Origin of the sequence: Actinokineospora auranticolor (assembly GCF_002934265.1) — a bacterium.
In the GTDB taxonomy this organism is placed as follows: Bacteria; Actinomycetota; Actinomycetes; order Mycobacteriales; family Pseudonocardiaceae; genus Actinokineospora; species Actinokineospora auranticolor.
In genome coordinates, this window is the sequence record NZ_PTIX01000008.1 from 205,927 (window position 1) to 219,262 (window position 13,336).

Genomic DNA, 13,336 nt, shown 5'->3' on the forward strand with positions numbered 1-13,336 from the left:
GGTCACCCGAGATGAGGTCACATGGGCAACGCCGAGGCCGATCCGAACCCTTCGCTTCCGATGTCCCGCCGGACCCTGTTGCAGGGAACCGGGCTCGCCCTGGGCGGCACGGTCCTGGTCGGCGGGACCGCCGACGCGCACCCACCGGGCGTTCCGGTCCCGGGCCCCGGCAGCCCGGTGCGCCCGATCCCGGTGCCTGAGCAGGTTCCGGCTACCCAGGGCTTGTTCCAGGTGCCCGGGGCGCGGCTGTGGTACTGGGACACCGGCGGGCACGGTGAGCCGGTGGTTCTGCTGCACGCTCTGAGCGGCAGTGGCGAGAGCTGGCCGTACCAGCAGTCGTACCTCGCCCGGGCGGGGTACCGGGTCATCGGCTACTCGCGTCGGGGGTACGCCAACTCGCCGGTGCAGGACCCGAACGACCCGAGGACCGGCATCGAGGACCTGCACGACCTCGTGGACTTCCTGGGCGTCGGGAGGTTTCACGTCGTCGGCGTCGCCGGTGGCGGCTGGTACGCGATGGACTACGCGCTCAACCACCCGGACCGGGTGCGCAGCCTGGTGATCGGCGCGTGCGTGCTCCAGGTCCAGGAGCAGGATTACCAGGACATGGTGGGGCGGTTGCGGTCGCCCGAGGTCGACGCGCTGCCCATCCACTTCCGGGAGTTGGGCCCGTCCTACCGCGCGACCGACCCGGACGGTGTGGCCAGGTGGCTGGACATCCACCACCGGGCCGGGCCCGACGGGATCATCCAGCCCAGGGCGACCTCGCTGGACTGGGCCGTGATCGCACGGCTCACCGTGCCCACCCTGCTGCTGTGGGGGGACGCCGACCCGCACACCGCACCGCCGGTGCAGCGTCTGCTGGCCGGGCACTTCCGCAGGGTGAGCACCGTGGTGGCCAACGAGTGCGGGCACAACGTCCACTGGGAACGGTCGGACGTGGTCAACCCCGTGCTGCTGAACTTCTTCCGGACCAACCGGCACTGACCACCCGGACCACGGGGTGAACGGCCTATGCCGCACCCGCGCGGCCGCGAACCGCACCGTCTGCTCAAGCACCTCACCTGGACCACCCGGCGGCACGTGTGCCGCCGGGTGGCCGGGTTCAGCGGTGCGCGGGCCAGAGGAACGCGCGGTTGGCGTAGCCGCTGCCGTTCTGGACCATGGCGAAGCCGAGGACCGAGCCGCGTTCGTTGATCTCGCGGGGGTAGGTGCTCCCGGCACCGGGAACGGGTTCGAGCGGGGTGATCTTGCCCCGAGCGCTCCAGACCGCCACGCTGTGGCCGTTGGCGCTGCCCACCGATTCGCCGGAGTCGTTGATGTCGGCCGCGGTGCTCGCCCCGGGGAGGGCGGGCAGCCGGGTCGGGACTCCGACACGGTCCCAGGTGACGGCGGTCGGGACACCGTCCTTGTAGGAGTAGCCCGCGATGACGCCGCGGTCGTTGACGGCCTGGGGAACGAGCAGGGCGCCCTCTTCCAGCGGGGCGAGGCGGGTGAGGGCGTTGCCGTGGGCCAGGTCCCAGCGGACGAAGTAGCCATCCGCGTTGGGGTTGAACACATAACCGAACGCGGCGGTCGCGGATGCGCTGTAGACGGTCACCCGGGTGGCGCCGTCGGGCACGGGCAGCGGGGTCGCCGCGCCGGATCGGTTCCAGCGGACGGGAACCACCGTGGTCTCGCCGGGGGAGTCGGTGGAGGAGGAACCGATGATGGTGCCGTCGTCGAGCAGTGACACCCCGCTGGTGTTGGTGTGGCCGGGCAACGGGGGCAGCAGGGCGGCTCGGCCGTTGTCCCAGCGGACCGAGCGGAATCGCCTACCGGAGGTGAAAACCTCCCCCATGACGACACCGCGCTCGTTGACGGCCTCGGCCTCCGCGTTCGCGTAACCGGGGACGGTGAGTTCGGTGCGATTGCCGTCGCGGTCCCAGGTGAGCGGGCGAACGGCGTAGTCCGGCCCGTACGCGTAGCCTACGGTCAGCCCCGCGTCGTTGATGGCGGTCGCCTGCGCACCCGGGAAGCCCTCGAGCGAGGGCAGCACCGTGAGCCTGCCGCGACGGTCCCACCGCGCCGGGGCCTGCCACCCGTTCGACTCCACCGCGCCCACCGAGACATCCGACGAGTTCACGTCGAACGAGACGCTCTCGTTCGCTCCGCCCCGAGCCAGCTCGACCGGCGCGCTCGTCCCCGCGGCGCTCGGCTGCGCGACGGCGACGAGCAGCGTTGCCGTCAGCGTTCCGATTACGCCTGCTGTCAAAGATTTTCTTGGCATTCATGCCTCCCCTGTAGTTCCCTCCGACTACAGTGTGGCGCGCGCCCAGGAGAGGAAACAGCGCCCATTCGGGGAATGCGGCAGTCGCGCATTTCACCGCACGCCTCCTCAGAGGAGACGTTTGGGTGCAAGGCAGGTTGCCTCGGGTTGCTGGCTTTTTCCGCGCCGTGAGAGTCATTTGTCATCAGGCGGTGGCCTAGGCGGCAGCAGCGGAGCTCGGCCAGCACGATCGCCCGAGCCGACAACGCGGTGAACCGCACCGGCACCTCGCCACCCTCTTCTCTTCCCATGCCGTCCGGTGAGTGGCGGACGTTGCGCCCCAACTCGCCATGACGGCCCAGCCTTGACCCGTTCTGGCGACGATCGAGTGACGTTGGGAGCCTGGTGGACGGGTTTGTCCACATCTCCCACCCCGATCCCGTGTGGCGGCCGGAGCCCGCGTTCCTGGTGGTCGTCGAGCCGGCCTCGTGCGACATCAACGGCTGGCACGAGCACGCGGGATCGATGGTCAGCCGGGTTGCGGAAGCTGGCCACCTGATGGACTCCACCGCCGGCCGCCAAATGGCCTTGACGAGGATCGGCGAAGAGTCCGATGGTTGCCCGGTGATGATTCGACGTGAGCTTCCCGATGATGTTGAGGTGATCCGCGCGGTCACGGCCGCCGCGTTCCGTGGCGTCGCGCATAGCGCACCGCCGGTGGAGCCGGGTGGGGATCCGGGCGAAGCGACCCTGGTCTCGCGGTTGCGCGAGGATGCCGGTTGGGTTGCGCGGCTGTCGTTGGTCGCGGTCGAGGACGACGTCGTGGTCGGCCACGTCGTCGCTACACGTGCCCATGTGGATGCGCGGCCCGCTCTTGGTCTCGGGCCGTTGAGCGTTCTCCCACACCGGCAGCGAGCCGGTGTCGGGACTGCCCTGATGCACGCCGTTCTGGGTGCCGCCGACGCGCTCGGCGAGCCTCTGGTCGGGCTGGTGGGCGACCCTGGCTTCTACCACCGATTCGGCTTCGTCCCCTCCCGGTCGATGGAGATAGTCGCGCCGGACCCATCGTGGGGTGACTACTTCCAGGTCCGGCCCCTCACCCAGTACGACGGTGTGACCGGCTGCTTCTCCTATGCCAGCCCATTCGACCTGCTGTGAGCGAGGCAGTCGCGGCCTCGGGTCATCCGTTGCGGTGAGGCGAATGTCCCAGCGCACGGAAACGGGTTGCGGACTGTCCACTCCAGACTTGAGTGGCACGGCGGAGACGCCCGGCCCGGACCGAGTCCACGGCGACAGGAGCGTGGTACGGCCGGGCTGGGCGCTCGTCCCCGGAATCGCGCTACGAGTAGGCGGGCACGTCCCAGTCACCGCAGCTGTAGTCGCCGCCCTGCTCGGTCAGGCACTCCTTGACCTCGAACGGGTCCCACTGGTCCACGTTGTTGCGGTTGTAGCTGAACGTCCTGGAGTTCGTGTCGTCCTTCCCCGAGGAACTCACGCTGAGCGGTGCCGAGAAGCCACCGGTGATGTAGCGCCAGCGGAAGTAGCCGCGGGCGCCGTGGCTGTCGGTCTTCGTGTCGGTGACGGTGACCGTGACCTCCAGGTTGCCGTTGACGAACGTCGCCGTGCCGCGCTCCCACACCCCGACCACGTCGGCCTGCGTGCCGGTGGCGTTCCAGCCCGACGCCAGGTTCCAGCCCGTCGCGGCTTGCGCGGCGGGCGACGCGAGCGTCGACCCGGCGGTCAGCGCGACGGCCGCGGCGCCCGCGGTGATCAGTCGGTTTACCACAACACCCATCGGAATCATCCCCCTGTTCGCGGCGGATCCCCGCCTCACCACTGACTCTGCCCGCCCGGTGGGTGGTTCACCTTGTCGGTTCGCGCAACGCCCTTGGCGAAACGCGCGAAGCGGCCTCCGCGCGGTACTCGGCAGGCGTCACCCCGTAGGCCCGGCGGAAGTTCCGGCTGAAGTGCGCGGGATCGACCAGTCCCCACCGGGCGGCCACCCGGTGGACGGGGATTCCGGCCAGGAGGGGGTCCCCGAGGTCTCGACGGCAGCGTTCGAGCCGTCGGCGGCGGATCCAGTCGGCCGGACTCGTGCCGTCGGCGGCGAACAGCTGTTGCAGTCCCCGCAGGGAGATGTGGTGCGCCGCCGCGACCGCCGCGGGCGTCAACGCCCGCTCCGCGAGGTGTCGCTCGACGTACTCGTCGATCGTCATCCGCAACGCCCTTCGCCTGCTCTCCGGCGTCAGCGCCCGCTCGGCGCGCACCGGGATCGCGAGCGTCGCGGCCAGCAGGTCGACGGTGACCGAGGCCAGCGCGGGCACGTCGTCGGCCGTGAACTCGTCGGCGCGGCCGGTGAGGTCCACCAGCCACCGCGCGAAGGCGGCGCCGATCCCGCCCCGACCGCTGAACGGCACCGCGGTGAGATCGCTGACCAGGTTCGCGGGTACGGGCAACCGCGTCCTCGGCACCTGGACCAAGAGCACCGAACCGCCCGGCGGGCAGGACCGCCTGGCGGACAGCGGCCGCGAGGTGTCGTAGAGCGTGAACTCGCTGCCGCCCAACACCGCTTCCCGGTCTGCCTGCCCGATGCGAGCGGTGCCGTCGAGCACCAGGTTGACCTGGTATGCCTCGGGGTCTGATCGGCGGATCAACTTCGCGGGTCTGCTCACCTGGACGGAGGGGAACGTCAACGCCGACACCACCAACTCGTCGAGCACGAGTGTGCGCATCGTGGCGCGGAAGTCGGCCTCCTCGGGGCTCCGCACGAACGTCGGGGTCAACGAGCGCGCACCCAGCTCGACCCAGCTGTCGAACCGGTCCTCCGGCGCGAACTCCTCGGTGCTGAACTCACTGAACACGACTCCCCCAAGTCAGGTGTCCCTCGCGGACCAGCGCGCTCGTCCGCTGACGACGAGCACCCAGGCAACTGCCACCGGCGGCGGAGCGCACGTCCCGGCCGACCGGTCAGTCCGGCGGCCCGACAGGTGATCGGGCCGCCGGCGCAGGTCACACGAGATCAGCAGGCGACGACGCTGCCCCAGTCGGTGAGGTACTCGTCGAGGATCCAGCCGACCTGGTTGGTGCGCGCGTTCCTGAGGTAGGTCCAGGTGCCGCCGTCACCACTGGCCCAGCAGTAGTAGTCGAGGTTGTCGGTTGGTTCGGCCCAGTTGGGGTGTGCGCACGTCTCCGACGGACCCGTGAACAGCGAGTGCCTCGTCCGGAGCGCGGTGTGGTTGGGCTTGTTGTCCTTGTCCGGTGCGGAGACACCGCAGGCCGCTTGGCTGGTGTCCCCGCTCGAGGTGGTTGCCTCCGCCGAGGTGGCAACCGCCATCCCGATCGTCACCACCATGGTCGCGACGACCGTAGTCTTTCTGAACATCGGGAATTCCTCCGTGATCACACTGGAGCGGAACAGGATTGCTCGTCGCGCGGAACTCGGATGTCATTTCCGAGCCGCTGTCGGGCGACGGGTCGGGGCGTCGCCGGACCCGTCGGTTCCAGCCTGGCGAAGCGTTGGTCGTGCGGCCAGTGATCCGGGCTGTCCCGGACAGCGGTGCCACGTCCGGCCTGGTCGGCGGGACTTGTCCGGTTGCTCGGACAGCCCTGTCCGTCCCCCGAATGCGCGGCCCGACGGGCCGCCCCTCGGCCCGAACGCGACCTACCGGCGTTCGATGTGAAAACTCTGGTCCGCGCCACCGGTGCAGGTTTCTTGGGCGATTTCCGTATCCGGGGCGATGGTGTCGTAGCGCACGCCGAGGCACAATCGGGTCTCAGCGGGCCGCAAACGATAGGTGTCGGGGATGCCCGAGTCGGCGAGTTCCAACCGGAACAGCTGTGCGGAGTTCTCGCCCTTGCAGCCGTCCTGGGGTTCGATGAGGTTGGCCGCCACGCCGCCGGTGATCACGGTGAGGCAGCCCTGTCCGTGCACCGGGTGGTCCCACATGACGCGGTAGAGGTCGTCGTGGGCGCGTTGGAGCAGCGTGCGCGGCGGTTCCGCGTCAGCGCACGGACGCAGCGCGGCTATCTCGCTCGGGTAGCGGCCCGTGCGGTCGTGCCCCTCGCCGACGCAGAGGGTGTCCGCCTGAGCCGGGTGGATCCGTACCCACCCTGTCACCGGCGCCACCGCGGGTCCCCCGGACAAGGGTCGGATGGGTTCGTCGGCCGATCGCGACGGGGACGTGTCCAGCAGGTGCACCACGAAGACCAGGATCGCCACGATGGTCGCCGCCGCGGCGCCCACCGTCGACCAGTTCCGGCGCGCCCTGGGTGGCTCCGTGTCGGCGGGTGCGTCATCGGCCACGTCGTCAGCGGGTTCGGCCGGTTCCGCGGTCCCGCCGCGCGCGATCCGTGCCCAGGTCGCCAGCCAGGTCTCGATCTCCGCCTCGCCACCGCCGCAGGCCCGCACGAAGGCGGCCACGACCTCCATCCTCGGCAACGACTGCCGCCGCAGCGCGTCGGCGATCGTGCTGCGCGGCAGCGGCAAGCCCTGCTCCGCCGCGTTGTCGGCCAGCTGCCGGTAGGTCAACCCCGACCGGACCTTCAGCTGCTCCATCGCGCGGACGAACTCCACGGGCGAGCGTGCCGATTCCACCTCGGATCCCCTGCCGAGCCCCATGGGCCACAGGCTACCAATGACCCGGTACGCCCTACGGTGTGCCGATCGCGTCGACCTCGAACATCGCGCTGGGCGGATGCGGTGGCTTTCCCAGGGGATCCCGGCTTGGATGCGGTCGCGGAGTGGGGGGTTGTCCGAAGCGATCACCACGTTGCTCGCGGGCTCGGCGGGTGCGCCGAACTGGCTCTCGGCCGAGACCCGCCAGGAACAGGCTCACGGGGTAGCGGTGGGTCAGGTCTGGCGACCCGGTCGCCGACCTCGCAGGCACCCTCGACCTGGTCGGCCCGGCTACGGGCCCACCTGGTAGTGCCGTGCGGCCTGCGCGGCCGATAGCGCGAACGGGTAGAACGACACGAACGCCATGCTGCCCCACCAGTGGGCCAGCGTCTGGTTCGTGCCGTAGCCGTTGGTGAAGCCGTTGGTGTTCTCGTAGCCGATGCGGAAGTAGGCGGTCATGGCGGCGGGGTGGGCGCCCGCTTGCTGCATCAGCAGCGCCCCGTCGAGGTAGACCTTGATGCCGTAGGACGCGTCGTGCACCGCGATGACGTTGTGCCAGCCGCCGTCGCTGTAGGCGAATGGGCTCACCAGTTCGTAGGTCGTGGACGTGCCCTGGACCAGGAACAGGAGGTCACCGGTGTTGTTGAGGGCGAGGAGGTTCGTCTTGGCCGGCGACTGGCCGGTTTGCGTGCTGCCGAAACCGCAGATGACGCCCTGGTTGTTGTAGGTGTTGAACCAGGCCTCCTGGCTGGTGCTGCTGCCCGGGGCGATGCTGTAGGTGCCCGGCGTCGACACCCAGTGCGTCTGGTCCAGGTTCGCGTACCAGTCGGGCTCCCGCACGCACGGGTACTCGGTCTGGTTCTGCGACTGCCTGCCGCCCTGGTACGTGCCGTTCGCGTGGTTGGCGCTCTCGTCGTTGGCGACCACGCCCGTCGACTCGTTCAGCGGGTAGAGCCGGGTGGCGCCGTCGGCCAGCGGTACCGAATGGCACGTCGGCCCGGCGGAGGTGATCGTGTCGTTGGTGTTGTTGACGCGGGCGATGAAGGCGCTGATCGTGGTCGTCGTGCCGAGGTAGGCGACCAGGGCGAGCACCCCGAACAGCGCCATCAACCTCCGTTTGGTCACGCGGTCGAGTATCCTTGCCCGTCGCCGGGGAAACCGTCGGGCGCACTATTGCCCGCACCGTTCACCCGAACGAGACTGCGGCGGCGCCCACTCGACGAACTTCGGCAGTCCCGGGAATGGCCAAGTCGACGATGATGGCCGGGAGCGCGGTCAATGATCGAATTGCCGGACTGCTGGTTGCCGGACGCGCCAGACAGGTGCCCGAACTCCTCTCCGGCCAGCAGTGGTGGCGATATGGCGACTCGGTGGATGTTGCTACGTGTGGGTGGTTGACCTCACCCGGTCGAGGTGTGCCACAACACCCAGCGCAGGTCGATGGAGTTGATCTCCGCTGGTCCTTCCGCCTTGACCGCAGCGGCACGAAGTAGCCGAATGCCCCTTCGTCGGTGCGGAAGCAGTAGACGCGCGTCGCCTTCACTTGGTCGGACGGTAGGGCGAATCGCCAGCTCTCGGTTGGCAATGACGCGCAACTCACCCGGCGTTGATTCCGCAGTGTGCCGGTCGGTCGGCCAACTACGAGTGGTTCTGCGCGTACCAGTACGAGGACTACACCGGTATGTGGAGTTGCGGGTACTGCTTCATTCCGTGGAACAGCATGGGTTCCTTCCAGAACTGCCAGACCGCGGGCACGGTGCCGACCGTGTACTTCGACGACGGCACCAACCAGAACCTGGCGGCCCCACGCGTGGTCAGCCGAGGTCGCGAGGGGCGCGGAGGGCGGCGGCGGCTTCGTCCAGGTCCGTGATCGCCAGTAGGCGGCGTTCTACGGGGCCGATGGCTTCCGGGGGAAGGGTTTCGGTGGGGGTGAGTTGGCGGAAGTCGAGGGTTGTCGCGTTGTGCCAGGCGGTGGGGCGGTCGGTGGGGGAGGGGTGGACCACGGTCGCCGGTCGGGAGTGGAGGCCGGGGGTGTTGGCGCCGGGGGACACCGCTTCGGCGGCTTGGTGGGTGAGCCAGGCGGGGAGCGGGGTCGCGCCCGCGAGGGTGACCCGGGTTTGGAAGACGCGGTCGGTGTAGCGGTGCACCGCGTCGGTGAGGACTTCGGTGGCGGCCACGGCGAACTGGTCCGGTGGGCGGGGTTTGCCGAAGACGCCGCCGGTGGGGGACGGGCCGGTGCGCGCCAGGTAGTCGAGTTCGATGGCGCGGGCGGCGAGGTTCGCGCGGAGTCCCTCGCCCACGCGGAAGGGGAGGAGGCCGACGGAGAGCAGGATCGGGGTCGGGCTCGAGGCCAAAGTGGACCACAGTCGGGTCCAGGTCTCGGCGGGGGCCGCGCGCCACGGGGTGACGGCTGCCAGCCACGGGTTGGGGGAATCGCCGCGGGTGGTGCGGGAGGCGGTGATGGTTTTGCCGATTTCGACGACATCGGCGGTGTTGGGGTGGAACGGGCTGAGGGTCCAGCGTAGTTCGTCGTCGTTGTCGACGGGGTGGCCGAGCAGGGGTGCCGGGAGGGCTTGGCGCAGTGTTGCGGTCAGTGCTGCCGCGGTGTCTGCTGTGGACGCTCGGGTGAGCAGGTAGGTGCTGATGTGGTTGGACTGCGGGTGGGTCAGGTGTCGGAGCTCGAAGCGGGCGGCGTGTGGGGCGCCCACCTCCCACAGGTAGCGCACCCAGGAAGGGGCGGCGAGGTGTTCCGCCGGTTCCGGCGTGCTGTTGAACACCACCGTGCCGACCGAACCGGCCTGCATGAGCTGGCCCGCGGAACCCGTGAACTGGTTGACGGTCTCGCCGGGAGAGGTGGGCGGGGCGGCGGGGTGTTGCGCCGCCGCGGCGGCGCGGGTGACGCGCAATCCCGCCACCGCGCCGCCGTCCGCGGTCCACGCGACCGCTGGTGGGTGTTCCACTACTGTCCCCGGGTCGGCATGGTCTGGTCGCCGGGTCCGCCCGGGTCGCCCGGTGCCCGGTGCTGGCCGGACTGCTGCGGCCGCGGAGCGGGCGGCGGCGCGGGAACGGGCGGTGCCGAGTGGACGGGCATCTGGTGGCTCCCCGTCTGCTGGGGCACGTGCGACGCCCAACCGGCGCCCGTCGGCGTCTCGCCGGGGAGGTCCTCGATCGGCGGGAGGCCGTTCGGGAAGCCGTAGTTCTCCGGCACCTCGACCCGCTCGATGGCCACGTACATGCCCTCGCGGCACAGCGCGTGGATCACCTCGCGCATCGCTCTCGGGCGCTGGGTGCGCAGCATCTGGCCGATGTCGGAGAGCCTGCCCGTCATCCGGGCGACGAGGTCGAGCCAGAAGCGGACGACGAGGTTCACGCCGCGGCGGTGGCGGTACATGACCCAGCCGAGGTACAGGCTCGTGCCGTAGGCGAACACCGTCACGTAGGCCCGGTAGGAGCCGTCGATGAGGACGAGGCGGTTGGCGACCGAGCCGAAGCCGGTGCGGTTGCGCGTGGTCTCCACCGACTGGATCGGCAGTTTCCGCTCGGCGATCTTGCCGTTCATCATGCGGTACACCGCGTCCGCCGCGGCGCCGCGGTCGGCGAGCACCACGTGCCATTCACCGAGCGGTTCGGCGACCCTGCTGAGCAGGAAAGCCGCGAACCACAACGGCACCATGAGGCTGTAGCCGACGGTGCTGTCGATGCTCGTCAGGATGGCCGTGGGCAGGATCATGATCAGGAACGACTTGATGAACAGCCGGAACAGACTCCGGCCGAGCACGGTCTCGTCGAAATAGGTCTCGACCTGACCGTGTCGGAGGATCTTGTTCTGGTAGACGGCGTCCGGGTCTCCGCCCTGCCAGTGGGGCAGGTACGCCGGATTCGACATGGGACTCCTTCGAGGAGTGGATGGCGAGTCGGCCGGTGGTCGACATATCGCAGATCGCCACCGCGCCCGCGCTCGTTAACCGGCGTCCACGAATTGTCCATTCCGGTGATTTCATGGCAGGCGATTCGGGAAAGCGTTCCGGCCGAGCCGATTGCGCGATGTGGTGCGGCACCCGGACCACCACCCGATCCCGCCGCGACCGAAAGGGACGCGCCTAGTGGCCCGGGTGGCTCTCCGAACTCGGGACGGCCACGGGAACCGTGCGCATCATGGCGCCCGCGATGGCGGCGTTGCCGACGCGGTCCTGGGCGGCGGCGACGGCCGACGCGGTGGGGGACGGCGTGGTTTTGTTGTGGCCGTTCATGGCGGTGTGGGCGGCTTGGGCGTTGCCGATGACGGCGGGGACCAGGACCAGTGGTCGCTTGCCGTGGTCGGACGCGGCGGCCGTGCGGAGTTCCTGTGCCGTCACCGGTACGGCCGGGCGGTGCTGCGGCGGCGGGAAGTCGTGCATCAGGACCCCCTTGTCCCGTTGTCGGTCAGCAGTCCGGCGTAGGGGCCAAGTTCGCTGGGGCGGAACAGGCGGGCCTCCCGCTGGAACTGCCGGGACACGCCGCGGACCAGGTGGCGCATGGTGATGGTGGGGGAGCCGTGGTCGGCGGCGGCGAGGGCGGCCGAGCGGGCCGCGGCGGCGATGCCCGCGCCGGTCATGTCGAGGCGGCGGAGGGCGTCGAGGTCCACGTCGGCGGCCAGGGGGGCGGCGGGCGGGAACGCCTGCCGCCAGAGGCGGTGGCGCTCGTCGGTGCCCGGGCGGGGGAAGTGCACGACGAAGTGGAACCGGCGGGTGAAGGCCGGGTCGATGTTCTCCTTGAGGTTGCTGGTCAGCACGACCAGGCCGTCGCTGGCCTCCAGGCGCTGCAGGAGGTAGCCGACCTCGAGGTTGGCGTAGCGGTCGGTGCCGTGCTTGACCTCGCCGCGCTTGCCGAACAGGGCGTCGGCCTCGTCGAACAGCAGGACGGCGCGGGTGTCCTCGGCCTGCCGGAAGACGGCCTCGATGTTCTTCTCCGTTTCGCCGACCCACTTGGAGACCACCTGCGCGAGGTCGACCTTCAGCAACTCCAGGCCCAGCATGCCGGAGACCACTTCCGCGGTCATCGTCTTGCCGGTTCCGGGTTCGCCGGTGAACAGCGCCTTCACCCCACACGATGGCGACCGGTGCGCGAAACCCCACGACTCGGCCACCCGCGGCCACGCGCGGCACGCCGAGACGATCTCCTCGACCTGGTGCAGCTGGGCGGCGGGGAGCACGAGGTCCTCGACGGTCCGCCGCGGGGTGATCGACTGGACGGCGCCGCTGGTGCGGCCCCGCGTCACCGTGGCGATGGCGGGTTCGACGTGCTCGGCGGCGGGGTGCTCGTCCCCCGAGAGCCGGGCGTCGGCCGCCGCCACGGCCGCGACCGCGCGCAGGTCACCGGCGGTCATGCGGTACCTGGCGGCGAGGTCGTCGAGGACTTCCCCGGCCAGCAGCGGGAAGGTGGCGGTCCACATGGTCTGGCGCTGCTCGAACGTCGGGGCGGGGAGGGTGAGTTCGGCGTACGCGCGGTCGGCCAGCAGTGCGGGCGGTCGCCACGGGACCAGGCCGGTGAGGCACAGCGGGACCCGCGAGTGGAGGTACGCCCCGGTGAACTCCGGTGGGTCGTCGGTGTCGAGCCAGAGGATCGCGTCGAGGGCGGCGGCCGTGCGGAGGTCGGCCGCCGGGTCGCCGGTCCGCCGCCGCAACGGCCGCCCCGCCGCGTGGGCCAGCGCCAGGGCCGCGTCGAGCTGGCCGTCGGCGGGACAACCCCACAGGCCGACGACGTCGAGGTCGCCGCGGGCCAGGGCCTGGCCGAGCGCGGTCAGCCGGGTCGAGTCGAGGTGCGGCGTGGGAATCCGTCCGGCCGGTGGGGTGACCTCGCCCGGGTCGTGGCCGAGCAACCCCACGTCACCGCCCCAGCCGAGCAGGAACTCGAAGACCCCGGCACCGAGGAACAGCTCCTGGGCCTGCTCCACCGGCGACTCGCCGTGCGGGCGCAGGAGGCCGTAGCGGCGGAGCCGACCGGTCGGACCCAACGCGCGGCGGACGGCCAGGCGGGTCGCGGGGGTGTCCGCGAGCACCGCGACCAGCAGCTCCACGGACGGCGCGTGGCGGTTCAGGTTGTCCACCACGTAGGCGAAGATCCGCTCGTAGCCCGGGTCCAGTTCGGGGGCCGCGCAGAGCAGCAGGGCGTCCTGCTCGGACCTGGTCAGGCCGAAGCGGTCCGCCAGGGAGTCCAGGGGCAGGGTGGTGCCCCGCGTCGTGGCCAGGCGCCGCAGGTGCCGTTCGGACTCGGGTTCGTCGGGGGGTGGCGTCGGCGGCTCGGTCATGGCCTCGGCCGTGGCGTCCACGTGGGACAGCAGGACCGCCACCTGTTCGTCCGTGACGCAGAACGGCGTCAGGTCGGGGCGGGTGAGCGCCGCTGCCGCCCTCGCCTGCCGGTCGACGGCCACCCGCAGCGCCAGGTGCAGCTCCGCCAGTCGGACGCGCAGGTGCTCCGCGGCCAAGTCGCCCATG

Annotated in this window: 12 protein-coding genes; 2 read left to right on the forward strand and 10 right to left on the reverse strand. The window is 70.6% G+C overall.

The window, feature by feature from the left end; translation table 11 throughout:
* The first annotated feature begins 60 nt into the window (after positions 1 to 60).
* Positions 61 to 987, forward strand: a complete 927-nt coding sequence (locus CLV40_RS16895; protein WP_245931338.1) for an alpha/beta fold hydrolase — start codon at positions 61 to 63, stop codon at positions 985 to 987.
* A 118-nt stretch (positions 988 to 1,105) separates the two neighbouring features.
* Here the strand turns inward: CLV40_RS16895 and CLV40_RS16900 are convergent, their stop codons facing one another.
* Positions 1,106 to 2,254, reverse strand: a complete 1,149-nt coding sequence (locus tag CLV40_RS16900; RefSeq protein WP_146108071.1) for a hypothetical protein — start codon at positions 2,252 to 2,254, stop codon at positions 1,106 to 1,108.
* A 399-nt stretch (positions 2,255 to 2,653) separates the two neighbouring features.
* On the opposite strand from CLV40_RS16900, the gene CLV40_RS16905 reads away from it, so the two are divergent.
* Entirely contained in the window at positions 2,654 to 3,406 is a 753-nt protein-coding gene (locus CLV40_RS16905; RefSeq protein WP_245931339.1) for a GNAT family N-acetyltransferase, read from the forward strand.
* Positions 3,407 to 3,587: 181 nt separating this feature from the next.
* Here CLV40_RS16905 and CLV40_RS16910 read toward each other — a convergent pair whose 3' ends face one another.
* From CLV40_RS16910 to CLV40_RS16950, 9 genes are all read right to left on the reverse strand, one after another.
* Positions 3,588 to 4,043 (reverse strand): hypothetical protein, encoded by a 456-nt coding sequence (locus tag CLV40_RS16910; protein ID WP_104479882.1) that lies wholly within the window; start codon positions 4,041 to 4,043, stop codon positions 3,588 to 3,590.
* A 67-nt stretch (positions 4,044 to 4,110) separates the two neighbouring features.
* Positions 4,111 to 5,109 carry an AraC-like ligand-binding domain-containing protein gene (locus CLV40_RS16915; protein ID WP_104479883.1) on the reverse strand — a complete coding sequence of 333 codons (999 nt, stop codon included), beginning with the start codon at positions 5,107 to 5,109 and terminating at the stop codon, positions 4,111 to 4,113.
* Between the two features lie 158 nt (positions 5,110 to 5,267).
* Positions 5,268 to 5,630, reverse strand: coding sequence for a hypothetical protein (locus tag CLV40_RS16920; protein WP_146108072.1), 363 nt, complete (start codon positions 5,628 to 5,630; stop codon positions 5,268 to 5,270).
* A gap of 279 nt (positions 5,631 to 5,909) precedes the next feature.
* Positions 5,910 to 6,842 carry an XRE family transcriptional regulator gene (locus tag CLV40_RS16925; protein ID WP_146108073.1) on the reverse strand — a complete coding sequence of 311 codons (933 nt, stop codon included), beginning with the start codon at positions 6,840 to 6,842 and terminating at the stop codon, positions 5,910 to 5,912.
* Between the two features lie 312 nt (positions 6,843 to 7,154).
* Entirely contained in the window at positions 7,155 to 7,988 is an 834-nt protein-coding gene (locus CLV40_RS16930; RefSeq protein WP_146108074.1) for a LamG domain-containing protein, read from the reverse strand.
* Between the two features lie 689 nt (positions 7,989 to 8,677).
* Positions 8,678 to 9,823 (reverse strand): hypothetical protein, encoded by a 1,146-nt coding sequence (locus tag CLV40_RS16935; RefSeq protein WP_104479887.1) that lies wholly within the window; start codon positions 9,821 to 9,823, stop codon positions 8,678 to 8,680.
* The gene (locus CLV40_RS16940; protein ID WP_104479888.1) at positions 9,823 to 10,749 is read right to left on the reverse strand and encodes a hypothetical protein; all 927 of its coding nucleotides are present in this window, start codon (positions 10,747 to 10,749) and stop codon (positions 9,823 to 9,825) included. The genes CLV40_RS16935 and CLV40_RS16940 overlap by 1 nt, the downstream gene beginning before the upstream one ends.
* A gap of 214 nt (positions 10,750 to 10,963) precedes the next feature.
* Entirely contained in the window at positions 10,964 to 11,260 is a 297-nt protein-coding gene (locus CLV40_RS16945) for a hypothetical protein (RefSeq protein ID WP_104479889.1), read from the reverse strand.
* A complete protein-coding gene (locus tag CLV40_RS16950) occupies positions 11,260 to 13,335 on the reverse strand; it encodes an ATP-binding protein (RefSeq protein WP_104479890.1) in 2,076 nt (691 codons plus the stop codon). The genes CLV40_RS16945 and CLV40_RS16950 overlap by 1 nt, the downstream gene beginning before the upstream one ends.
* Between the last annotated feature and the right edge of the window lies 1 nt (position 13,336).

Excerpts from the sequence above, each read along its gene's own strand:
- CLV40_RS16895 (WP_245931338.1), top strand. The coding sequence starts at position 61 with ATGTCCCGCCGGACCCTGTTGCAGGGAACCGGGCTCGCCCTGGGCGGC.
- CLV40_RS16910 (WP_104479882.1), bottom strand. The coding sequence starts at position 4,043 with ATGGGTGTTGTGGTAAACCGACTGATCACCGCGGGCGCCGCGGCCGTC.
- CLV40_RS16920 (WP_146108072.1), bottom strand. The coding sequence starts at position 5,630 with ATGTTCAGAAAGACTACGGTCGTCGCGACCATGGTGGTGACGATCGGG.
- CLV40_RS16940 (WP_104479888.1), bottom strand. The coding sequence starts at position 10,749 with ATGTCGAATCCGGCGTACCTGCCCCACTGGCAGGGCGGAGACCCGGAC.
- CLV40_RS16945 (WP_104479889.1), bottom strand. The coding sequence starts at position 11,260 with ATGCACGACTTCCCGCCGCCGCAGCACCGCCCGGCCGTACCGGTGACG.
- CLV40_RS16950 (WP_104479890.1), bottom strand. The coding sequence starts at position 13,335 with ATGGGCGACTTGGCCGCGGAGCACCTGCGCGTCCGACTGGCGGAGCTG.